We start from the raw sequence: 20434 nt of genomic DNA, 5'->3' as shown, positions 1-20434 counted from the left end.
ACGGATTGTGGTCGGTTGCGGACATTGGAACTTTCGGTACGCTGGCGAATTCACCGCGGTGGTGTGAAGACGGACACTAGGAACGTACCGCACGTAACGCACGTGAAACTCAGCACGGGTGGTTGACTCCGGTACGGCTGTACCTAAGGCACTCGCGCGTTCAGCGTACGCGACCTTGGTCCGGGCGGGCAAACCGGTCCGGCCGCCACGCCGGGATACGCTGACGGCGTGTCGGAAGATCGTCATGCAGAGGCAAACACACTGCTCGGAACCGCGGGCACCGCGCGCACCCGAATCGGCTCCGCCGCTAGTCAACAGGCCAGCCGCCGGTGGTGGGACGCCGACGCGGGCCAATACCACCAGACGCACGCCGATTTCCTGGGTGTCGATTCCCCAGATGGCGAATTCGTCTGGTGCCCGGAGGGGCTGCACGAGGGCGATATGCGATTCCTCGGCGAGGTGGCCGGAAAACGGATCTTGGAGATCGGCTGCGGCTCGGCGCCTTGCGCGCGCTGGCTCGCCGGACAGGGTGCGCATCCGGTCGGGCTCGATCTGTCGATGGGGATGCTGGCGCGCGGGCGGGCCGCGATGGAACGTGGCGGGCCGCAGGTGCCGCTGATCCAGGCGGGCGCGGAGACGCTGCCCTTCGCCGATGCATCCTTCGACCTTGCTTGCTCGGCTTTCGGCGCGATTCCGTTCGTCGCCGATTCCGCCCAGGTGATGCGCGAGGTGGCTCGGGTGCTGCGGCCCGGCGGGCGCTGGGTGTTCTCGGTGAACCATCCGATGCGCTGGATCTTCCCCGACGACCCCGGCCCGGCGGGGCTCACCGCGGCTATCCCCTACTTCGATCGGACGCCCTATGTAGAGGTCGACAGCGGAGGCGAGCCGACCTACGTCGAACACCATCGCACGGTCGGCGACCGAGTCCGAGAGATCGTCGGGGCCGGGCTGCTGCTGGTGGACATCGTCGAACCGGACTGGCCGGAGTGGCTCGACCGCGAATGGGGCCAGTGGAGCCCCTTGCGCGGCGAGATCTTCCCCGGCACCGCCATCTTCATCACCCAGAAACCGACCTAGGTCCTTGTCAGGTTCGCAATGGGCCGGCGAACGGAGGCAGGGCCGCGAAGCCTGGAGCCAGTCGGGCGGTTGGGACGGTGCGGGCTACCCAGCGGCGGGCGCGAGTCAGCGGATGGTCGGGAAACTGGTCGTCCCAGCGCATTTCGTCGGCGGCGTTGTAGGGCAGCCTGCCGCTGAGACCCGGCGCGTACGGGTGCGGCGGGAACATATTCTCGTAGCCGATCTGCGACATCAGGACCGCTTCGCGGACACCGGTGGTGCCGGTCTCCGGGCAGAGGATCTGGAATACCGCACTGCACCGATCTTTCGGCACGATGATCGACGCGGCGAAAACCAGGCCGCTCGGCTGGTTCGGTAGCGGAAACTTCTCCATGCGCAGCAGTGCGGGCTCTCGGTCGACCCAGACGATGAACGCCTCTATCAGACAACCTGATTCGGCAGACCTCTCCGCCAGCCCACGACGCAGCACGTCCACGTCGTCCAGCGGCGCGGGTAGGTCCGGAACCAGGTCGAAGTAGGTCATCGTGACGATGTCACCGGTACTCGGATCCCCCCACGAGTTGCTATCGATCGGCTGAAGCCCACCCACATCAAACGAAATTGGCACGCCGCCACGCTAACCGCCCGGCGGTGCGCACGATCATGGGGAACTGGTGTCGGCATCGCCCGAGAGCGCTCCGACACCAGTTCCCCATGATCTTGTCGCGGCCTATTTCGGTTTGCGGCCCGCCTGTTCGAGGGCGAGGCGCAGGGCGTATTCGATTTGGGCGTTGATGCTGCGCAGGTCGTCGGCCGCCCACTTGGCGATGGCCTCATGGATGGCCGGGTCGAGCCGTAGCAGCAGCTTCTTGCGCTCGGCCATGACGCTCAGTTGTAGAGGGAGCCGGTGTTCACGACGGGCTGGATGGCTCGATCACCGCAGAGCACCACCAAGAGGTTCGACACCATGGTGGCGCGGCGCTCCTCGTCCAGTTCCACCACGCCCTGCTCGGTGAGCTTGTCGAGCGCGAGGCCGACCATGCCGACCGCGCCCTCGACGATCTGAGTGCGCGCGGCGACCACCTGGGCGGCCTGCTGGCGGACCAGCATGGCCTGGGCGATCTCCGGGGCGTAGGCGAGGTGGGTGATGCGGGCTTCGAGCACCTCGATGCCGGCGAGCAGGGTACGGTCGCGCAGTTCGACGGTGAGTTCCTCGGCCACCTCGGCGCCGTCACGCAGGCTGGTGCGGCTGTCGTCGTGCGAATCATAAGGGTGCGTGGTGGCGAGGTGGCGGACCGCCGCCTCGGACTGAGTCTGCACGTACTCCTCGTAGTCGTCGACGGCGAAGGCGGCCTTGAAGCTGTCGACGACGCGGTAGACCACTACGGCGGCGATCTCGACCGGGTTGCCGTCGGCGTCGTTGACCTTCAGCTTCTGCGTCTCGAAGTTACGCACGCGCAACGAGATTCGCTTGCGGTCGGTCAGCGGCAGCACGGAGAAGAAGCCCGGTTCGCTCACCGAACCGACATAGCGGCCGAAGAACTGGACGACCTGCGCCTCGTTCGGATTCACCACGATGAGCCCGGTCGCGGACAGCAGCAGCACCAGCACCAGGAAGCTCGCGACGATCGCGCCGACCAGCGCGGGCACGTTGTGATGCTGCGCCATCGCGACGTAGCCGAGCGCGGCGGCACCACCGAACACAAGGGTGAGCACTAGCCACGCCACCAGCACCAAAAAGCCGTTGACGTGTAATGCGGGCCGAAGCTTCATGACATCCTCCAGGTATCAAAGTGATATCACGAAGATAGCAGACGCCGGGCGTGGCGGCACTACCGAAAACCCCGGGAATCTCTGGAGCAGAGGTTCCCGGGGCACGGCGGCGGATCAGTTCGCGGTGGGGCGGATATTGCGGTTGAAGCGGAACATGTTGTGCGGGTCGTACTTTGCCTTCAGATCCGCGAGGTGCTGATAGGTGCCGATGGCGTAACCGGCCCGGGTCTGAGCTTCGTCGGCGTCGGCGCCCGCACCGTAGAGGAAGTTGAGGCTGTGACCGATGGTCCACGGGGCGAGTGCGGTGCGGATCTTGTCCTTGGCCGCGGTCTCGTCGTCGGGGTCGGTGATGACCCGGACGATGTAGGCGGCGTCGCGGTGATCGACGACGGTGCCGGTCTTGCTCGGGCCGCGCAGCGCGCCGCCGAGGTGGCGGATGTCGATGACCGCGTCGGCACCGGAGTCCGGCCCTGCCGCGGATAGCAAGGCGGCCAACGTTTCTCCGCTCAGTTCGCTGAGCAGCGCGTTGGTCGCGGCGTAGGCGTGGGGGTGATCGGGGTCGCTGTGGATGGTGTGCGATTCGGTGTAGGGCATCGTGCGCAGGTCGTCCTTCAGGCGCTCGCCCACCGCGCGCAGCGGCGCGACCAGCCGCTCGCCCTCCTCGGCGGAACCGGTGAAGGCGATGCGGAACGAGGCAACGTAGCGACCGCGCAGCGGGGCGGGAACCTGCGGGATGTCGGGGAAGGTCAGCATGGCCACCGTGGAGGTCAGCTCGTCGGGAACCGTTGCGGTCCACTGCTTCCAGACCTCGAGGGCCTGCTCGACCAGCGGGGTGTCGAACATGAGCTGGCCGCCGTAGACCTCGGTGACGGGCAGCAGGTTCAGTTCGAGCGCGGTGACCACGCCGAAGTTGCCGCCGCTGCCCAGGACCGCGCCGAACAGTTCGTCGCCGGGGACCAACCTGCGCACGCGGCCGTCGGCGGTGACCAGCTCGATGGCCCGTACGTGGTCGGCGGCGTAACCGAATTCCCGTGCCAGCAGACCGATTCCACCACCAAGGAGGTAGCCGACCACGCCGACCGACGGGGAGGAACCGTTCAGCGGTGCGAGGCCATGCGCGGCGGCGGCCTCGACCAGGGCCCCGGCGCGCACCCCGGCGCCGACGCGCGCGGCGTTGGCGGCGGGGTCGATCTCGAGGGTGGTCATCCGGCGGGTGCTGATCAGCACTCCCCCGTCGGCCGCGACCGACAGCCCGTGGCCGGTCGCCTGCACCGCGACGGGAAGACCTTGCCGCGCGGCGTATTCCACCGCGGCGCGGACATCCTCGGCGTGCACCGCGCCGACGACGAGCGCGGGCCGGTGCGTGTAGGCGGTCTGGAAGCCGGCGAGCTCCTCGTCGTATCCGGCCTCGCCCGGACGGAAGACCGGGCCGGTGAAGGTGTCTGCGGTGTGCTCTGCGTTGTTTCCCATGTGATCGACGATGCTCGTCGCGGAGCGAGAAGTACAACAGATAGATCATATAGAAGCTAGAATTATCAGTTATGGAACTTCGTCAGCTCCGCTACTTCGTCACCGTGGTGGAGGAAGCGAATTTCACCCGCGCCGCGGCCCGCCTGCACCTGGCCCAGCCAGGGCTGAGCGCGCAGATCCGGCAGCTGGAACGCGAGCTCGGCCAGCAGTTGCTCGACCGTGGCCGCACGGTGACGCCGACCGAAATCGGGACGGCGGTGCTCGAACACGCCCGCACCGCGCTCGCCGCGACCGAACGCATCACCGAGACGGTGGACGAGTTCGCCGGCCTGCTGCGCGGCCACGTGCGCGTCGGCCTGATCTCCGGCGCCGCGACCGAGGAGCTCAATGTCGCCACCGTCCTGGCGGACTTCCACGACGACCATCCCGAGGTCGGCATCAGCCTCACCGAGGACACCTCGGAACGCATGCTCGCCGCGCTCGGCCGCGGCGAACTGGACGTCGCGTTGATCGGAATGACGGGCGCGGCAATGGATTCCGGCATCGGGGTGGACGTGGTGCTGGAGACCGCCGTCGTCGCCGCGGTAGCCGCCGACGACCGCACGCACGGCGACGATATCCCCCTCAACGACCTACGCGATTACCCCTTGATCTGCCTACCGCGCGGCACCGGCCTGCGCGGCGTCTTCGAACGCTCCTGCGCAGCAGCCGGATTCGAGCCGAACGTCGCCTTCGAGGCCGCCGCTCCCCCACTCTTGCTCCAACTCGCCGCCCACGGATTGGGCATCGCCGTCGTCCCGGGCTTGACCCCCGAGGAAGCCGCAGCCTTCGGCGTCCGCACAGTCCGCATCACCGAACCCGAACTACGCGGCCGACTCGCCCTGGTGTGGCGCACCGACCGCCCCGCCAGCCCCGCCGCCAAAGTGCTACTGGGCCAACTACGTATCGCACTGGGCGGCAAGGCGAAGCCACCGCGAAGCACTGCCCCCTGAACGCGCTCGCGCAACAGCGCACCGGAGACGCACAGAGCGCCCGTACGTTTCACAAGGGTTTGAACACCCTGTGGACCGTACGGACGCTCTGTGAGACGTATAGGACCCCGGAAGGGGCGGTCTAGAGGAGCCGGGAGAGGAACGCTTGGGTGCGTTCGTGTTTGGGGTTGGCCAGCAGCTCGCGGGGGGCGCCTGCTTCGACGATGACGCCGCCGTCCATGAAGACCAGTTTGTCGGCTACCTCACGGGCGAAACCCATTTCGTGGGTGACCACGACCATGGTCATGCCGGACTGGGCCAGCTCGCGCATGACCTGGAGTACCTCGCCGACCAGTTCGGGGTCGAGCGCCGAGGTGGGCTCGTCGAACAGCATCAGCTTCGGGTCCATGGCCAGCGCACGGGCGATGGCCACCCGCTGCTGCTGCCCGCCGGACAGCTGCGCCGGATAGGCGTTCGCCTTCTCCGCCAAGCCGACTCGGTCGAGCAGCTCCTGTGCCTTGGCCACCGCTTCGGCCTTGGGGACCTTCTTGACCTGGGTCGGCGCCTCGATCACGTTCTCCAGCACCGTGCGATGCGGGAACAGATTGAAATGCTGGAACACCATGCCGATTTCGCGGCGCTGCCTGGCCGCCTCGCGCGGATGCAGCTCGTAGAGTTTGCCGTTCTTCTCCTGGTAGCCGACGAGCTCGCCGTCCACGTAGAGCCGACCCGCGTTCACCTCTTCGAGATGGTTGATGCAGCGCAGGAAGGTGGACTTGCCGGAGCCGGAAGGCCCGATCACACACAGCACTTCGCCGTGGCCGATCTCCAGCGAAACGCCCTTGAGCACCTGCAGCGCGCCGAAGTTCTTGCAGACCCGATCGGCGACGATCATGGGTTGAGCGTCTTTGACGCTGTCCGTGGTCATTTCGCCTTCACAATCGTCTGGGCATCGGCGAGGTCTTGCAGCTGCTTGCCGGTCAACTGCCGGGACAGGCCGCGCGAGTAGTAGCGCTCCAGGTAGAACTGCCCGACCATCAGCACGCTGGTGATCGCGAGATACCAAGTCGCGGTGACCAACAGCAGCGGGATCGGCTGGAAGTTCACGCCGTAGATTTCGCGGGCGCGGCCGTAGAGGTCGGTGCTCAGCGGGAGCGCGGTGACCAGCGAGGTGGTCTTCAGCATGCCGATGAGCTCGTTGCCGGTCGGCGGGATGATCACCCGCATGGCCTGTGGCAGCACCGTCCTGCGCATGGTCATGCTCCAGGACATACCGAGCGCGGTCGACGCCTCGCGCTGCCCCTCGCCGACGGAATTGATTCCGGCGCGCACGATTTCGGCCATGTAGGCGGCCTCGTTGAGGCCGAGGCCGATCACCGCGAAGGTGAACGCCGCCTGCATGCTCTGCACGTCGAGGTCGATCAGATGCGGGCCCCACGGCACGCCGAGCACGATGTGTTTGTACAGCGACGGGAACAGGCCCCAGAACACCAACTGCACGAAAACCGGTGTGCCGCGGAAGATCCAGAGATACACCCAGGCCGCGGCGCGCAGCACCGGGTTCGGTGACAGCCGCATCACCGCGAGCACGGTGCCCAGCGAGACCGCGATCGCCATCGCGAGCACGGTCAGTTCGAGGGTGACCACCGCACCGGAGACAATCCTGTTGTCGAACAGGTACTTCCGGTAGGTCCCCCACTGGTAGGCGTCGTTCGTCGCGGCGCCGTAGATGAAGAGTCCGACGAGTACCAGGATGACCGCGGCGGCGATCCACCGGCCGGGCCTGCGCAGCGGAACCGCTTTGATCGGTTCCGGCTCCTGGGATAGGTCTGCCGCGCCGGGCCCGGGGTCACCGGGCGCCGGCATGGTTTCGTTCGAGGTCATCGATCAGCCCGCGGCGCCGTTGACGACCGACTTGGTGAGTGCGCCTTCCTCGACGCCCCAGTTCTTGGCGATCTCCAGGTACTTGCCGTTGTCGATGAGGCTCTGCACGGCCGTCTGCAGCACGCCGGCCAGCGGCGAGCCCTTCGGCGTGGCCCAACCGTAGAGCGCGGCACCGTACGCGGCGCCGGCCTTCTCGATCTTGCCGTCGCTCTTCTGGATCGCGTACACCGTCACCGGCAGGTCGGCGGCCATGCCGTCGACCTGGCCGAGCATCAGCGCGTTGGTCGCGGCGCTCTGCTCCTCGAAGGACTTGATGTCGATGGCGGGCTTGCCCTCGGCGAGGCACTTCTTGTTCTTGTCCGGAAGCTCGTCGGTGTCCTGAATGGTGGTGGCCTGCACCGCCACTCGCTTACCGCAGGCGTTGTCCGGGTCGATCGGCTTGCCCTTTTGCTGCGCCCACTGGGTGCGCACGTTGAAGTAGGTCGCGAAGTCGACCTGCGCTTCGCGCTCCTTGGTGTCGGTGATCGAGGACATGCCCACGTCGTAGGTGCCCGCCTGGATCGTCGGGATGATCTTCTCGAAGGCGGACTCGAGGTACTCGGCCTTCACACCAAGGGTGGCCGCGACGGCATCCATCAAATCGACGTCATAGCCGACGATCTTGCCGCTCGGGTCTTTGTACTCGTTGGGCTGGTAGGGCAGGTTCACGCCGACAACCAACTTGCCGGACTGCTTGATCTTGTCGGGGAGCTGCGCCGCGATGGAGTCGACCTTGTCGACCTTCACCTTCGCCACGGCCGGTCCGGAGTCTTCGGAATTACTACAGCCCGTCAGCACCAGTGCGCCACAACCGAGCACACACATCGCTTGCAGGGCGCGCCTGCCAAGAACCGATCGAACAGACACAGCAGCCCTCCACATTTCGGATTCAAGAAACCCGGGTGTCACCACCCGTTGGCAATCTAAGCGACCGAGACGCTTCGTGCTGGACAGTAACGGAAGATTCATCCGTTCCTTGCTGAACACTCCGGGCTACCACACTCTGACTACCGGCGGTGGACCCTAGCACAAACTTGTTCGGTGAACTCGCTGGTCGACGCCAGTCCGCCCAGGTCCGCGGTGGCGATGCCCGCTTCGAACGTGGCCGCAACCGCTCGTTCGACCCGCTCAGCGGCGTGCAGCAGTGTGCTTTCGCTATCGCGAGTCCCCAACCAACGCAACAGCATTGCCGAGGACAGTTGCAGCGACGCCGGGTTCGCGCGGTTGCGCCCGGCGATGGTGGGCGCCGCGCCGTGCACCGCCTGCGCCATGGCGTGGGTGGTCGAGCAGTTGAGCGAGGCGGCCAGCCCGAGCGAGCCGCTCAGCTCACCGGCGAGGTCGGAGAGGATGTCGCCGAACAGGTTTTCGGTCACCAGGACGTCGTAGTCGGCGGCGGCGCGCACGAGGTGGGCGGCCGTCGCGTCGACGTGTTCGTCGGTGACCTCGACGCCGGGATAGGCGTGGGCAATTTCATAGCAGACGTCGCGAAACAGGCCCATGGTCATCGGCAGCACATTGGCCTTGTGCACGATGGTCAGCCGCTTGCGGCGAGCCGCGGCGAGCCGGAATGCCTCGTGCGCGATCCGCTCGCAGGCCTGCCTGGTTACCACGCCGACCATCATGGCGACGTCCTCGGTCGGCCGGAACTCCCCGGACCCGGCGAACATATTGCGGTCGGCGTAGAAGCCTTCGCTGTTCTCCCGGACGATCACCAGGTCGATGTCCGGTGCCGTCGCCCGGACACCGGCGAACGCGCGGGCCGGGCGGATGTTGGCGTAGAGGCCGAACCGCTTGCGAATGGCGCCGCCCGGCGCGACCGCGGTGCGATGTTCGGCCGGGTAGGAGGCGTTGTCGTGCGGGCCGAGAATCCAGGCGTCGACGCTGTCCAGCGCGGTCAGGGTCTTTTCCGGCAGCGGATCGCCGTGTTCTTCGATGGCGCGGTGACCCATGAGCAGCGGCACCCATTCGATCGGCGCCGCACCCGCCGCCGACACCGCCTCGTCGACGACCTGTCGCGCGGCACGCACCACTTCCGGTCCGATGCCGTCGCCATCGATCAGCCCGAGCCGCAGCGTCCTCACGACAGTGCCCCGTCGGCGCTCGTCGCAGTATTTATAGGTCGTTCGCCACGCTGTGTCACGGCATCATCCTTGCGCCGCGCATCCCCTGTCGACGAACCGACCCACCGGCAACCGCTATTTTCTGGAGATCGTGCGGTGGGTCGAAATCATCGGGTGTCAGGGGGCCCCTGCGGGGGAAGAACCCTACTGAGGACAACTCAACGACAGCGAGGAACACCGAGCCGGTCGACTGCCGCGGGTACGCGTCATCCGTGCGCCGCCGATTTGTCCGTGGAAGATATAGACAACTGTCGGCGTTGTAGCTGGCACACCGAATACGAGAGGACGTCATGGCCACCCAGACGCTGACCCAGCAGAATTTTGATGAGGTAGTCACCGGAAACGACGTGGTACTCGTCGATTTCTGGGCTGAGTGGTGCGGCCCGTGCAAGAGCTTCGCGCCGACTTTCGAGGCCTCCTCGGAGAAGCACGCCGATGTGGTGCACGCCAAGGTCGACACCGAATCCGAGCAGGGGCTCGCGGCCGCCGCCAACATCCGCTCCATCCCGACCATCATGGCCTTCCGCGAGGGCGTGCTGGTGTTCGCGCAGCCCGGCGCATTGCCGCCCGCCGCGCTGGAGGACCTGGTCACCCAGGTGAAGGAGCTGGACATGGACGAGGTGCGCAAGCAGCTCGCCGAGCAGCAGGCCGGCGCCGAGCAGTAAAATACGCCGAACCAAAGGGCCGTTCCGCTCAGCGGAACGGCCCTTTAGTTGTTGGTCAGCCGAGCTTGTTGACTCCGGCAATCATCGCGCGAACCGTCGATTCGGCGCTGTCGTCGGCCATCGCCGCGCCCCAGCCGCGCCTGCCGTTGCACTCGCACTGCACGAAGGTAGCGGTGCCGTCGCCGGTGCGGCGCTGGTGGAACTGCAGGATCTCGACGTGATAGCCCTCCTCGTAGAGGGCCGAGGTCATCGCCGCGACGAGGCTGCCGGAGGCGACGACCGTGCGCAGATGGTCGGTGAACTCCAGCGTGACCGCGAAATCGGCGCTGCGGCTACTTGCGGGCGACCATTCGCCGAGCTTGATCGGCCCGGCGTGTTCGCAGTAGCGGTCGTGGAATTGCGCCGGGGTGAGGTCGGCGCTTTCGTGGCGCAGACCCTTGGGCGCGGCGGCATGGAACGTGTGGGTATCGAGAGTGAGGATTGTCATTTGAAAGTAGGTCTTCCCGAGGAATGTCGTGGCTCAGTTGACAGAGGGGACCAGCACTAACAAGTCGTTCAGCCCGCAGCGAGGGGGCCGGTCCGAATCAGACCCCGCTACGGCGGGTTACTACGAGGAGAAGTCGCCGCTGCGCCACCATCGCGGTAAGCGGAATTAGCCCAGCGCTGTCGCGGTCTGCGACGTTGAGCGCTGCGCTGTGGCGGTCGGCGGGATTCGGCACGCGCTTGAGGATAGGGACATCTCGGCGCAATAGCAACCATATTTGATGCCCGATTTGTCTACTGGCCGGTAGCGTTCGCGCAGCTCAGAGGCGCTCGGCGGCGTTGCGGCCGATCATGGGGGTGCCGCGCGGCACATGTTCAGCCGCACGTCATCTTCGCGACATATGGGAGGGCGTGTCGGGCCGGTGTGTCGGGTGCCTCGACGCGACGAGATCCGGGCCCGCGGACCCGGATCTCGTGACGTATCAGTCGGTGTCGTTCTTACCTCAGTCCGCGAGGACCTCGTTCAGCTTGCCAGTGGCCACGTCGAAGATGAACCCGCGGATCGAATCCTTGTGCGGCACGAACGGACTGGCGACGATGCGCGCAATGGATTGACGCACATCGGTTTCCAGGTCGGCGAACGCCTCCGCCGCCCACTCCGGCTTGATGCCGACGTCCTGCTGGATGGACGACTTGAAGTCGTCGTCGGTGAAAGTGAGCATGCCGCAATCGGTGTGGTGGATCAGGATGATCTCGCGGGTGCCGAGCAGGCGCTGGCTGATCGCGAGCGACCGGATCTCGTCGGCGGTGATCACGCCGCCCGCGTTGCGGATGACGTGCGACTCCCCCTCGTTGATACCAAGCGCGCCATAGACATTCAGCCTGGCGTCCATGCACGCGACCACCGCGACGTGCTTGGCGGGCGGCAACGGCAGCGGTCCGGTGAAGGTGCTCGCGTAGGCAGCGTTGTTCTGCAGGTACTCATCGGTCACAGTCATGGGAGGTCCCCTGCGGTCGGCATGCGTGGATACGTATGCGCTTATGTGTGGCGTGGCTCACCATAGGCTCGCTCTGGCACGCTGGGGCCGGTCCTGCTCACCGTGATTCGTTTACTGGCGCGGCGGGAGCGACACATGCTCACCTCACATTGCGCGCATTACCGTGTCTACGTAAGTCCGGCCTCGAGGTGCTAGGCAGCCCCCGAGGCCAGACCTCACCGCTCAGCAGGGCACAGCCTGCCACTCTTGATCAATATATTTCGAGAACAAGGCGACAGTTTCGTTCGGACCCACCCACTTGCAATCCGTGTCCATGTTCCAGGTATACAGATGCGCTTTGACGTTGACTACGTCGGAGCAAACGTTTCGGACGAAGTACGCCCACGTGAACCCGGAGTCCGACGGGCCCTGTACCGAAACCGCACAGCGTCCGGGATCTGCCTGGGCGATGCCCGGCGACGCCACCACACCGGTTCCGGCGAGGGCGATTGCCACTGCCGCCAGGCCGGCCGCATTCTTGATACTCTTCATTTGTTTTCCTTTGCGAACGATTGGCGATTTCAGCAGGCCAGTGCTTGCCAGGTACTGTCACCGACCGGATCCCAGAAGGTCGCGGTGTCATGGGGATTGATCCACTGGCACGTCTGGCCGTGCGGGGCCTGCGCGTCGCGCTCGATCGTGTACTGATAGACACGGAAATTGAGCGATACCGAGCAGTCATTACGGACGAGATAGATGAAGCTCCCCTTACCGCCGTCTTCGTCTCGACTAGAGGTGACTCCGACTCCGCAGCGTCCGGGATCCGCGGATGCCGCCGCGGTGGGAAATCCTAATGTTATGGCTGAGGCAGCAATTACCGTGGCGGCCATAGCCAGACGTCTAACTTTGATTTTCATATAAACCCTCCCGGTGATTCGCGACAACTGCGGAAATCCGCAGATCCTTCGCGACGAATGGACCGTAACACGACGGTTTTCATTCGTCACTGCCACATTCATTCGGGATAGGTGTGCGGCTACGGTCAGCGCGGCGTTGTCGTCCATGGTGTGGTCGGTCGTCAACAATTCGAGCAGCTCGCCACGCAATCGGTACAACCGAGAGTCCCCGATCTGCACGAGCCAATGGCAGTGCGGCGTCGCCACTATGGCAGTCAGCGTGCAGCCTGCCAAACTCCGCAATTCCCGGCCGATCTGGGCTACCCGGGCGTCGGCGGCTGCCACCGCACTGCCCGCGCCATCCCCCATACCGTCGGCCACCACTGCCAGCAGCGGTTCCGCACGGAGGTAGGTGACATCGAAATTCGCCGAATAGCGTCTGCCGATGTCACTACCCACAGCGACTTCGAGCACGGGATTGCGCACCCGCGAATTCTGACATGCCCGCTCTCGGCCGCAGAGCCGAACGCGGGCAGGCGGTTACGACCCGCCCGACGCTACCGGGTCAAGGCTTTGCTGCCCGGTGGCCGAGTTCAGCGTGGGCAGGTAGGCACGGGCGTGACCGTCCACGTCGGGGTGATAGGACTCGACCGGATGGGCGATGTCCAGTTGGTTGATCCACGGATCTCGGGCGCAGATTCCGTGTCCGGCGAAGCGGGAGGTCGGGTTGGCGAAGGCGAATCCGGCGGACTGGGCGCGGCCGGCGGTGACCCGATTGAGTTCGTCGGCACCGTGATTGAGGGAATCGCGTTTGTGCAGGCTGAAGCTCAGCGGGCACACGTCGCGCTCGAAGAGCCGGGGATAACCCAGGACAACAACTTTGGCCTTGGGCGCCTTGGCTCTGATTTCCCGGTAGAGCCCGTCGAGGCGGCCGGGCAATGTGCGGCTGGCGTAATCGATGCCCGCGTTTACCGCCGCGTCGCAGCTGGCGTCACTGGCCGGGAATACGCACGAGCTGAGGATGGCGCCGAAGCCTGCGTCGTTCCCGCCGGCGGTGATGGTGACGAGGCCGGTCCGGTCGTTCAGCGGTCCGAGTTGTTTGTCGCGCACATCCTGGGTAGTGGCGCCGCCGCAGGCTGTGAAGGCAAAGGACCCGGCGGTATGGGATTTCGCCCATAGTGCGGGGTAGGCGGCGTCGCTGCGAAGGCAGTTGCCGCTGTCGGGCCGGTAGTTGCCGGTGCCGACACCCGAGGAATACGAGTCGCCAAGTGCGACATAGTCGATGGGTGCCGGCGCGGGCGCGGCAACGGCGGCTGCGGCGGGCAGCAGGGTGGTCACCAGGGCGGCGAAGGTCGCTTGCAATGCACGGGCGCGAATCATTTTTGCTCCAGGGGAGGCGGCGCGGAAGCATAGAAACACTGTCGTTTACCAGAAACGGCTAGGTGTTGTGGCGAGTAAAAAACGGGAGGCAAAATCACCATACGAACTATTCGACTGCACAACGAAATCCGTTGTTCCCCAATGTTTGACGTGCGGCAATGCGCAACTGGGGAATTCGCGAGGTCGACGCCCCCGAGGACAGCACGCTCCTCAAGTTCGACGCTGAAAGCGATCGCCGTCGACGGCTAGCGCAGTATTCGAGCAACGAGCCGGTCGGTGAACTCCTTCGGGACGGGCTCGCCGGTCACCAGCACGCGGTAGTAGATCGGACCGACCAACTGGTCCACCAGGAAGTCGACGTCGGTGTCCGGCGGCAGCGCGCCGCGGTCGAGAGCGCGCTGTATGGGCAGGCGATCGCGATCGCGCTGCTTGCCGAGATGGTCCGTGCGTAGCTTGGCCGCGACCTCCGGGTCGTGCTGCGCCTGTCCGGCGAGGGCGCGGAAGACGGCTCCGGCGTCCGAGGTCGTCAGGAATTCGGCGAGGTTCCGCAGGTGCCGGCGCAGGTCTTCGCCGAGGTCGCCGCTGTCGGGCGGCGTCAGGTGCTGGGCGGCGTCGTCGGTGAAGGTGTCGAGCAGGATCTCGGTCTTGGACGGCCACCAGCGATAGATGGTCTGCTTGGCGACGCCGGCCCTGGCCGCGATCCCTTCGATCGTGAGCCCGGCGAACCCGCGCTCGACCAGCAGGTCGTCCGTCGCTTCGAGCACCGCTCGGCGGGCTTCCTCGCTGCGCCGATGCCGGTTTCCGTGGTGGGCGCGGCCGGTCTCGCCTGCCATTCGAGATCTCCTCTTCGGGTGCTGGAGCGAGCATATTCGATCTAGTCACAACGCAACGTTGCGTCTACTCTAGCGGTATGACCAACACCTTGCAGAGCGAATCAGTGCTGACCGTCCTCGACCGTTTGTTCGCCGAGGCCGCCGCCGACGACGAAACCCCACCCCGGTGGCCCGCAGGCCGTTCCTTCGCCGACACCTCTGCGCAGGAGCGCGCGGATGTACTCGGAGACGTCCTCATGCCGATCTCCGCGCGCGGCGGCACGCTGCTCTACACGCTGGTCCGGGCCGCCCGCCCGGCGACGATCGTCGAGTTCGGCACCTCGTTCGGGATCTCGACCATCTACCTCGCCGCAGCGGTCGCCGACAACGGCGTAGGCCACGTGCTGAGCACCGAGCTCAGCGTGGCGAAAGTCGCCGCCGCACAGGCGAATCTGGCCGAGGTGGGGGTGGCCGACGCGGTGACGATCCTGCCCGGCGACGCACTGGCCACCCTGGCCGAAGTCCCCGGCCCGATCGGCCTCGTGCTCCTCGACGGCTGGAAAGACCTGTGCCTCCCCGTCCTTCGCCTCCTGGAAGACCGGCTCGCACCCGGCGCCCTCGTAGTCGCCGACGACACCACCTTCCCCACGATGGGCGACTACCTGAACTACGTCCGCGACCCGGCCAACGGCTATGCCTCAGTCGACTACCCCGTGGAGGACGGTATGGAAATCAGCTGCCGCACCGCCTGACCGGGAGTCTCCGTCGGCCGAGGCCGCTGAGCACTGCCTGACCGTCGGGCAGTATGGATTCCGTGGTGGACATCAGCCTGCTGACCGGATCCGATCGTGCCTGCTGGGAAGCGTTGGCTCGCGGTAAAGACGCATACTTCGAGGTCGAACGCAGCGACGACGACTATGAACGGACATGGCGGCGCCTGCTCGATGACGAGCAGCTACGCGGGATCGCGGCCCGGTTGGACGGCAAGATGGTCGCCATCGCGCACTACGTGTTCCACGCCAGTGTCTGGTACTCCAGGAAGTGTTATCTGGCCGACGTATTCGTCGATGCGGAAGTCCGGCGGCGCGGTGTCGCGACGGCAGTAATCGAGTGGGTGGCCCAGGACGCCAAAGAACACGACTACCCGGGCCTCTACTGGAACACCCTCGAAGACGCCCCAGCTCGCGCCCTGTACGACAAGATAGGCAAGTTCCAGAAGGGGCTGATCCACTACACCTACCGGCGCGACGCGAACCAAAACCCTTGAACCCCCGGGCCTTCGATCGCAGCTAATAGCATCCGGAATGTACTGCTGGACAAGTGATCACGGGGAACTGGTGACTCAGCCCTCTCGACCGATACCTGCACCGATTCCTCGTGATCGCCCGACCAACAGCTCGGACGGTTCACGAACCCGACGCGCGTGAGCGGCTGGCCGACAGCTGGACCCACGCCGTCGCCCAGCTGACCAAGATGACTCCACCCATCTACCCCCTTCTTATGGCAGCCTTCAAGTTCTCGGAAGTGCTGCCAGCCAACCAGTTCGGCCGCCAAGCAACCATCCACTCGGAACGCGCGGGTCGCGGCTATGAGAGTGCGCTCGCGCTGCGGACTGTCGGTCGCTCGAGGCAAGATCACGGCCCATGAGCTATGACCTCAAAATCTGGGAAGGCGAGAAGCCGAGCAGCGATGCCGGACTTCGCCGGGTGCTGGACAGGATCAGCGAGGATATGGAGCGTCGAGTCGTCGCAGGGGAACCACCCGCTCCGCCCAGCCCAGCGGTCGCCGACTTCGTACAGTCCCTGCTCCGGCGCTGGCCCGACTGCGGCGAGGAAGGCAGCCCCTGGTCTGCCGGTGGAACCGGTGATGCAGATGGCTCGTCTCTGACCGTGTTGATTCAGTGGGGCAGAGAGGCCGAAGTGTCGGAGTTTGCGGCGGGGCTTGCCCAGGTGCACGGTCTGGTCTGCTACGACTGCCAATCGGACCGACTACGACCGTGAACGACGTCGCACCCAGTACATGCCGTGATGGCATCGGCTGGTCGGCAGATGCGCGGACGGCACCCGAAGTCCAGGAGCTCGCTGATGACCTGTCGAAGATCCTCGCCTTGCGGGCGGGGCTCTGTATGCGGGCACAGCCGTCGGTGACCGCGTCCATAATGCCGACATCTTCCATGGCCCGCACAAGTAGGCCAGCTTCGATGTATCCATTTAGCGGCGTTCCGATCGTGCGATACGAGCGGGCGGTCTGGAGTAGAAACCTCAGCAGGACTTGTGATCCCCAGGAGATCCGCCGGACTCCGTCGTCATTCTGGTGTATGCCTTCGAAGAAGATGTGATGCACGTCGATGCCGCCGTACCACTGCGACTGGTGGCGGGTGCGACGTTCCGTTTCGGCACGGGGCGCACGGTTCGCTGAGGCCGCCGCCCGCGATTCGGCGTGTTCGAACCGCTTGGCGAGGAACGGATCACGCTCTGCGGGACGGGTTTGCGTCTGGTTCATCGCCGGTATCTGTCCGGGCGAACTCGGCGGGGGTGCGGCCGTACCGGCTCTTGAAGGCGCGGATGAAATGGCTGCTGTCGGCGAACTGCCAGTGGGCGGCCAGTTCCGAGACGCTCGGTCGACCCACTGGGCTGAGGAGTTCGAGGCTGGCCTGTTCGAGCCTGCGGCGGCGGATGTAACCGGCGACGCTGTCCTCGACCGCTGTGAATGCCCGGTACAGCGTGCGCACGGAGACGCCGAGTTCGCGGGCCAGCATCGAGGGCGCGAGGTCCGGATCGGCGAGCCGGCTGTCCGCGAGGTCTTTCGCCGCCTGAGCCAGGGCGGGGCCGAGACCGGGCTCGGTGCCGTCCGCTTGTTGCCGCAGCACCCCCTCGACCAGCGCGAGCAGGGCGTTGCGAGCGGCCAGCGCACCGCCCGGGGTGAGGTCTTGGGCGCTCTGCTGGACCAACTGCATCTGCCCCAGCAGCAGCCGCATCTCGGCCGAGGATGCCGGTCCGGTGATCAGCCGGTCCCGGATCAGCCGGGCCAGGGGTGCTGTGGGCACGATCAGGACCGTCGCCGCGGTGCGCCGCGCGTGCTCGAAGGTGGGTGGACCCATGCGTTGGAGCATGAAATGCCCTGCGGGGACGGTGTGCTCACCCTCGCGCGGTCGGGCGAATCGCCAGGCGTTGCGGCGGACCACGTGCATCAGCACCTGTTCGTCGCCTTGGCGAGGTGGGCTGGTGTAGGTGCTGATGAGGAACTCGCTGCGGACATCGGCGATCACCGCGTCGTGCGCCGTGACGGCACGGGCGCTCATCTGGAAGTCATCGGTGCTGCCCGGTGTGAAGTGCGGGGTCGGCTGCTTCTTACCCAGCTGTGCTTCCCACCCGCGCCAGAAACGGCCGAAACGCGCTGCCGCGGTGCCGGGCGCGGTGGCCTCTGCGGCGAACGTCGCGCTGGATCCGGGCGCGTTCGGGACCGTCATGCTCTTCCCACTTCCTCCATGGCACGGATCTTCCATCGATATGGCACTGCCGTCCACGCCTGGACCACACCGTACCTTCTAGTCTGTAACAGCCGAACAGTCTGCGGCTGAACAGCATTCGGCGTTGTGATGCCGCCATCACTACGACACCATCGGGAAGGATCCCATGTGTTCCGCGAATGCGATCGATGAACTGGCCCATCGTCTCGGGGAGCGGGTGCGTGCCGACCGCGTCTTCGGTCCGGGTGATCCGGCCTATGCCGAGGCCGTGACGTTATGGAACGGCGCGGTGACCACTCGCCCTGCCCTGGTCGTGCGGCCCCGCGGCAGCGCCGAGGTCGCCACGGCCGTCACCGCGGCGCGGGAATTCGGTCTCGGGGTGTCGGTGCGCGGCGGAGGTCACGACTGGGCCGGGCGGGCATTGCGCGACGGCGGATTGGTGATCGACCTCGGTGCGATGCGCGACGTACGGATCGTCGGGGCCGACGCGGTAGCCGGCGGGGGAAGCCTGGCCGGTGATGTGGTGGCAGCTGTCGCGAGGCACGGCGCGAATGTCGCCACGGGGACCGCCGGGGTGGTCGGCATGGCCGGTCTGACCCTGGGCGGTGGCTACGGTCTGCTGCTCGGCACGGCCGGACTCGCCGCCGACAACCTGCTCGGCGCACAGGTCGTACTCGCCGACGGCCAACTCGTCTCGACCGAGGATGATCCCGAACTGCTCTGGGCGTTGCGGGGCGGCGGCGGGAATTTCGGTGTCGTCACCGAAATGCGCATCCGTACCCACCCCGACCGCGGACTCATCGGCGGCATCATCCTGTTCCCCTGGGAACAAGCGGCGACGGTGTCGGCCCGGTACGCCGAACTAGTCGCGGACGCTCCCGAGGGCTTGACCGTCTTGCTGGAATTCACCTTCGTCCCCGATCTCGGTCCGTGTCTGCTCGCGGTACCCGTCTGGTCCGGCGAACCACAGCACGCCGAAACCGCTATCGCCGAGGTCATGCGGCTCGGTACCCCGATCACCAGCACCGTCGGCCCGGCCACGCAGAAAGATCTGCTGACGCAGTTCGACCAGGCTGTCCCCACCGGATTGCATTGGGACCTGCGCACGCGTACCGTCGCGACGCTGACGCCCGGCATCCTCGATCTCCTCATCGGCTTGGCGGAGCAGCGCCCCGGGCCGGGAGCGGGAATCGGATTGCAGCAGTTCCACGGCGCCGCCACCCGCGTCGGCGCCGACGACACCGCCTTCGGCTTGCGCACCGACCATGTCGTCATCGAGATCTCCGCCGGACGCGGACCCGGCGATGACGCCGATGCGTACCGAAACTGGGCCGAAACCGTCTGGACCGCACTGGAACCGCATGCTCTGCCTGGCGGCTACCCCAACTTCCTGCTGCCAGAACAGCACGATCAGGTCGCCAACGCCTACGGCTCGCACGCGGCACGCGTGATCGCCGCAAAACGACGTTATGACCCCCAGCACGTCTTCACCGCCACCCCGCTGCCCGACCACGCACCCTGCCTGTGAGAGCCGCTCTCCGCCATTGGTGAGTTGAAAGGTGTTGCCCGCGTCGTTGTGTCGCTGCACCTCCGACAGCGGCAAAAGCAACATCACAGCGCATTCCGAATCAACGATAGGACCCACCCGTGGACTTCCAAGGAAAGACGGCTCTGATCACCGGCTCCGGCGCCATCGGCGGCCTCGGGCACACAGTGGCCACCATCCTCGTGGCCGGCGGCGCGGACGTGGTGATCACCGGACGCGACCCGCAGCGCGGTGCCCAGGTCGTCGACGACCTCGCTGGCCACGCTCGGTTCATCCAGGCCGACCTGGCCGACACTCGAGAGGTGCGCCAACTCGCCGACGAGGCCGGACTCGTCGACATCCTGATCAACAACGCGGCCATCGTGCCGAACGGCCCGACCGCCGAGCAGGACTTGGACGTGTACGAACAGACCTTCGCCATCAACGTGCGTGCGCCCTTCATCCTCACCGCCGCCTTGGCACCGAAGATGGCCGCCAACGGCGGCGGCAGCATCGTCAACATCACCTCGACAGCCGCTGGGATCGGTATGGCCGGCGTGGCCCTCTACGGCGCGACCAAGGCGGCGCTGGAATCCCTGACTCGCGCCTGGGCCCCGGAATTCGCTCCCATGAAGGTACGCGTCAACGCCGTTTCGCCCGGCCCGATGCGCTCCTCGAAGATGATCGCCGTGGTGAGCCCGGACGCCATCCGCGCCCTGGGTGACGCGGTGCCCATGGCCCGCACGGCCGACCCGATCGAGGTCGCCGAAGTGGTCGCCTTCTTGGCCGGTGACCGCGCCAGCTACATGACCGGCGCAATCGTCCCCGTCGACGGAGGCTGGACCGCCGCCGGATGACCGCTGGCCGGCCGCTGCCAACCGGTCGACCAGACCGACGAGCCGGATGCCCGCAGG

23 protein-coding genes are annotated in these 20434 nt (G+C 66.2%); 8 read left to right on the top strand and 15 right to left on the bottom strand.

Annotated elements, in window-relative coordinates:
• Positions 1-228: 228 nt before the first annotated feature.
• Complete coding sequence (locus ACIBCN_RS04290; RefSeq protein ID WP_396990003.1) at positions 229-1077, top strand: class I SAM-dependent methyltransferase; 849 nt, start codon at positions 229-231, stop codon at positions 1075-1077.
• A gap of 7 nt (positions 1078-1084) precedes the next feature.
• Here ACIBCN_RS04290 and ACIBCN_RS04285 read toward each other — a convergent pair whose 3' ends face one another.
• From ACIBCN_RS04285 to ACIBCN_RS04270, 4 genes are all read right to left on the bottom strand, one after another.
• The gene (locus ACIBCN_RS04285) at positions 1085-1684 is read right to left on the bottom strand and encodes a hypothetical protein (RefSeq protein WP_396990002.1); all 600 of its coding nucleotides are present in this window, start codon (positions 1682-1684) and stop codon (positions 1085-1087) included.
• A gap of 102 nt (positions 1685-1786) precedes the next feature.
• Complete coding sequence (locus tag ACIBCN_RS04280) at positions 1787-1939, bottom strand: toxin-antitoxin system HicB family antitoxin (protein WP_150407577.1); 153 nt, start codon at positions 1937-1939, stop codon at positions 1787-1789.
• 5 nt (positions 1940-1944) lie between these two features.
• The gene (locus tag ACIBCN_RS04275; RefSeq protein ID WP_396990001.1) at positions 1945-2829 is read right to left on the bottom strand and encodes an SPFH domain-containing protein; all 885 of its coding nucleotides are present in this window, start codon (positions 2827-2829) and stop codon (positions 1945-1947) included.
• A gap of 114 nt (positions 2830-2943) precedes the next feature.
• Positions 2944-4299 carry an FAD-binding oxidoreductase gene (locus ACIBCN_RS04270; RefSeq protein WP_396990000.1) on the bottom strand — a complete coding sequence of 452 codons (1356 nt, stop codon included), beginning with the start codon at positions 4297-4299 and terminating at the stop codon, positions 2944-2946.
• 71 nt (positions 4300-4370) lie between these two features.
• Here ACIBCN_RS04270 and ACIBCN_RS04265 point away from each other — a divergent pair, with 71 nt between their 5' ends.
• Positions 4371-5291 carry a LysR family transcriptional regulator gene (locus ACIBCN_RS04265; RefSeq protein ID WP_396989999.1) on the top strand — a complete coding sequence of 307 codons (921 nt, stop codon included), beginning with the start codon at positions 4371-4373 and terminating at the stop codon, positions 5289-5291.
• A gap of 121 nt (positions 5292-5412) precedes the next feature.
• Here ACIBCN_RS04265 and ACIBCN_RS04260 read toward each other — a convergent pair whose 3' ends face one another.
• The 4 genes from ACIBCN_RS04260 to ACIBCN_RS04245 form a co-directional block, all read right to left on the bottom strand.
• A complete protein-coding gene (locus tag ACIBCN_RS04260; RefSeq protein ID WP_396990191.1) occupies positions 5413-6165 on the bottom strand; it encodes an amino acid ABC transporter ATP-binding protein in 753 nt (250 codons plus the stop codon).
• 29 nt (positions 6166-6194) lie between these two features.
• The gene (locus tag ACIBCN_RS04255; RefSeq protein WP_396989998.1) at positions 6195-7154 is read right to left on the bottom strand and encodes an amino acid ABC transporter permease; all 960 of its coding nucleotides are present in this window, start codon (positions 7152-7154) and stop codon (positions 6195-6197) included.
• A 3-nt stretch (positions 7155-7157) separates the two neighbouring features.
• Entirely contained in the window at positions 7158-8018 is an 861-nt protein-coding gene (locus ACIBCN_RS04250; protein WP_396990190.1) for an ABC transporter substrate-binding protein, read from the bottom strand.
• Between the two features lie 182 nt (positions 8019-8200).
• Positions 8201-9274 (bottom strand): isocitrate/isopropylmalate dehydrogenase family protein, encoded by a 1074-nt coding sequence (locus ACIBCN_RS04245; RefSeq protein ID WP_396989997.1) that lies wholly within the window; start codon positions 9272-9274, stop codon positions 8201-8203.
• Between the two features lie 329 nt (positions 9275-9603).
• Between ACIBCN_RS04245 and trxA the strand changes: the two genes are divergently transcribed.
• Positions 9604-9978 carry a thioredoxin gene (gene trxA / locus ACIBCN_RS04240; RefSeq protein WP_357391371.1) on the top strand — a complete coding sequence of 125 codons (375 nt, stop codon included), beginning with the start codon at positions 9604-9606 and terminating at the stop codon, positions 9976-9978.
• A 55-nt stretch (positions 9979-10033) separates the two neighbouring features.
• Here trxA and ACIBCN_RS04235 read toward each other — a convergent pair whose 3' ends face one another.
• The 6 genes from ACIBCN_RS04235 to ACIBCN_RS04210 form a co-directional block, all read right to left on the bottom strand.
• Positions 10034-10465, bottom strand: coding sequence for a 2-keto-3-deoxygluconate kinase (locus ACIBCN_RS04235; RefSeq protein ID WP_396989996.1), 432 nt, complete (start codon positions 10463-10465; stop codon positions 10034-10036).
• A gap of 499 nt (positions 10466-10964) precedes the next feature.
• Entirely contained in the window at positions 10965-11459 is a 495-nt protein-coding gene (locus ACIBCN_RS04230; protein WP_396989995.1) for a beta-class carbonic anhydrase, read from the bottom strand.
• Positions 11460-11681: 222 nt separating this feature from the next.
• Positions 11682-11990 (bottom strand): hypothetical protein, encoded by a 309-nt coding sequence (locus ACIBCN_RS04225; protein WP_396989994.1) that lies wholly within the window; start codon positions 11988-11990, stop codon positions 11682-11684.
• A gap of 29 nt (positions 11991-12019) precedes the next feature.
• On the bottom strand, positions 12020-12820 hold the full coding sequence (locus ACIBCN_RS04220) for a hypothetical protein (RefSeq protein WP_396989993.1): 801 nt from the start codon (positions 12818-12820) through the stop codon (positions 12020-12022).
• 54 nt (positions 12821-12874) lie between these two features.
• Positions 12875-13714 (bottom strand): SGNH/GDSL hydrolase family protein, encoded by an 840-nt coding sequence (locus ACIBCN_RS04215; RefSeq protein WP_396989992.1) that lies wholly within the window; start codon positions 13712-13714, stop codon positions 12875-12877.
• A 245-nt stretch (positions 13715-13959) separates the two neighbouring features.
• Positions 13960-14547, bottom strand: a complete 588-nt coding sequence (locus ACIBCN_RS04210; protein WP_396989991.1) for a TetR/AcrR family transcriptional regulator — start codon at positions 14545-14547, stop codon at positions 13960-13962.
• A 77-nt stretch (positions 14548-14624) separates the two neighbouring features.
• On the opposite strand from ACIBCN_RS04210, the gene ACIBCN_RS04205 reads away from it, so the two are divergent.
• The 3 genes from ACIBCN_RS04205 (at position 14625) to ACIBCN_RS04195 (ending at position 16526) form a co-directional block, all read left to right on the top strand.
• Complete coding sequence (locus tag ACIBCN_RS04205) at positions 14625-15278, top strand: O-methyltransferase (protein WP_396989990.1); 654 nt, start codon at positions 14625-14627, stop codon at positions 15276-15278.
• A gap of 53 nt (positions 15279-15331) precedes the next feature.
• On the top strand, positions 15332-15793 hold the full coding sequence (locus tag ACIBCN_RS04200) for a GNAT family N-acetyltransferase (RefSeq protein WP_396989989.1): 462 nt from the start codon (positions 15332-15334) through the stop codon (positions 15791-15793).
• Between the two features lie 376 nt (positions 15794-16169).
• Complete coding sequence (locus ACIBCN_RS04195) at positions 16170-16526, top strand: hypothetical protein (protein ID WP_396989988.1); 357 nt, start codon at positions 16170-16172, stop codon at positions 16524-16526.
• A gap of 467 nt (positions 16527-16993) precedes the next feature.
• On the opposite strand, the gene ACIBCN_RS04190 is transcribed toward ACIBCN_RS04195, so the two are convergent.
• Positions 16994-17995, bottom strand: coding sequence for a helix-turn-helix domain-containing protein (locus ACIBCN_RS04190; protein ID WP_396989987.1), 1002 nt, complete (start codon positions 17993-17995; stop codon positions 16994-16996).
• Positions 17996-18161: 166 nt separating this feature from the next.
• Between ACIBCN_RS04190 and ACIBCN_RS04185 the strand changes: the two genes are divergently transcribed.
• A complete protein-coding gene (locus ACIBCN_RS04185) occupies positions 18162-19523 on the top strand; it encodes an FAD-binding oxidoreductase (protein WP_396989986.1) in 1362 nt (453 codons plus the stop codon).
• 119 nt (positions 19524-19642) lie between these two features.
• Positions 19643-20377 carry an SDR family NAD(P)-dependent oxidoreductase gene (locus tag ACIBCN_RS04180; RefSeq protein WP_396989985.1) on the top strand — a complete coding sequence of 245 codons (735 nt, stop codon included), beginning with the start codon at positions 19643-19645 and terminating at the stop codon, positions 20375-20377.
• Positions 20378-20434 lie beyond the last annotated feature (57 nt).

Source organism: Nocardia sp. NPDC051052 (assembly GCF_044456045.1).
GTDB lineage: Bacteria > Actinomycetota > Actinomycetes > Mycobacteriales > Mycobacteriaceae > Nocardia.
The sequence above is the reverse complement of the archived record's forward strand: the minus strand, read 5'-3'. Positions and strand labels throughout refer to the sequence as shown.

Excerpts from the sequence above, each read along its gene's own strand:
- ACIBCN_RS04190 (WP_396989987.1), bottom strand. The coding sequence starts at position 17,995 with ATGACGGTCCCGAACGCGCCCGGATCCAGCGCGACGTTCGCCGCAGAG.
- ACIBCN_RS04200 (WP_396989989.1), top strand. The coding sequence starts at position 15,332 with ATGGATTCCGTGGTGGACATCAGCCTGCTGACCGGATCCGATCGTGCC.
- ACIBCN_RS04210 (WP_396989991.1), bottom strand. The coding sequence starts at position 14,547 with ATGGCAGGCGAGACCGGCCGCGCCCACCACGGAAACCGGCATCGGCGC.
- ACIBCN_RS04275 (WP_396990001.1), bottom strand. The coding sequence starts at position 2,829 with ATGAAGCTTCGGCCCGCATTACACGTCAACGGCTTTTTGGTGCTGGTG.
- ACIBCN_RS04195 (WP_396989988.1), top strand. The coding sequence starts at position 16,170 with ATGAGCTATGACCTCAAAATCTGGGAAGGCGAGAAGCCGAGCAGCGAT.
- ACIBCN_RS04260 (WP_396990191.1), bottom strand. The coding sequence starts at position 6,165 with ATGATCGTCGCCGATCGGGTCTGCAAGAACTTCGGCGCGCTGCAGGTG.
- ACIBCN_RS04230 (WP_396989995.1), bottom strand. The coding sequence starts at position 11,459 with ATGACTGTGACCGATGAGTACCTGCAGAACAACGCTGCCTACGCGAGC.
- trxA (WP_357391371.1), top strand. The coding sequence starts at position 9,604 with ATGGCCACCCAGACGCTGACCCAGCAGAATTTTGATGAGGTAGTCACC.
- ACIBCN_RS04185 (WP_396989986.1), top strand. The coding sequence starts at position 18,162 with ATGTGTTCCGCGAATGCGATCGATGAACTGGCCCATCGTCTCGGGGAG.
- ACIBCN_RS04265 (WP_396989999.1), top strand. The coding sequence starts at position 4,371 with ATGGAACTTCGTCAGCTCCGCTACTTCGTCACCGTGGTGGAGGAAGCG.
- ACIBCN_RS04270 (WP_396990000.1), bottom strand. The coding sequence starts at position 4,299 with ATGGGAAACAACGCAGAGCACACCGCAGACACCTTCACCGGCCCGGTC.
- ACIBCN_RS04255 (WP_396989998.1), bottom strand. The coding sequence starts at position 7,154 with ATGACCTCGAACGAAACCATGCCGGCGCCCGGTGACCCCGGGCCCGGC.
- ACIBCN_RS04235 (WP_396989996.1), bottom strand. The coding sequence starts at position 10,465 with ATGACAATCCTCACTCTCGATACCCACACGTTCCATGCCGCCGCGCCC.
- ACIBCN_RS04225 (WP_396989994.1), bottom strand. The coding sequence starts at position 11,990 with ATGAAGAGTATCAAGAATGCGGCCGGCCTGGCGGCAGTGGCAATCGCC.
- ACIBCN_RS04280 (WP_150407577.1), bottom strand. The coding sequence starts at position 1,939 with ATGGCCGAGCGCAAGAAGCTGCTGCTACGGCTCGACCCGGCCATCCAT.
- ACIBCN_RS04215 (WP_396989992.1), bottom strand. The coding sequence starts at position 13,714 with ATGATTCGCGCCCGTGCATTGCAAGCGACCTTCGCCGCCCTGGTGACC.
- ACIBCN_RS04250 (WP_396990190.1), bottom strand. The coding sequence starts at position 8,018 with ATGTGTGTGCTCGGTTGTGGCGCACTGGTGCTGACGGGCTGTAGTAAT.
- ACIBCN_RS04205 (WP_396989990.1), top strand. The coding sequence starts at position 14,625 with ATGACCAACACCTTGCAGAGCGAATCAGTGCTGACCGTCCTCGACCGT.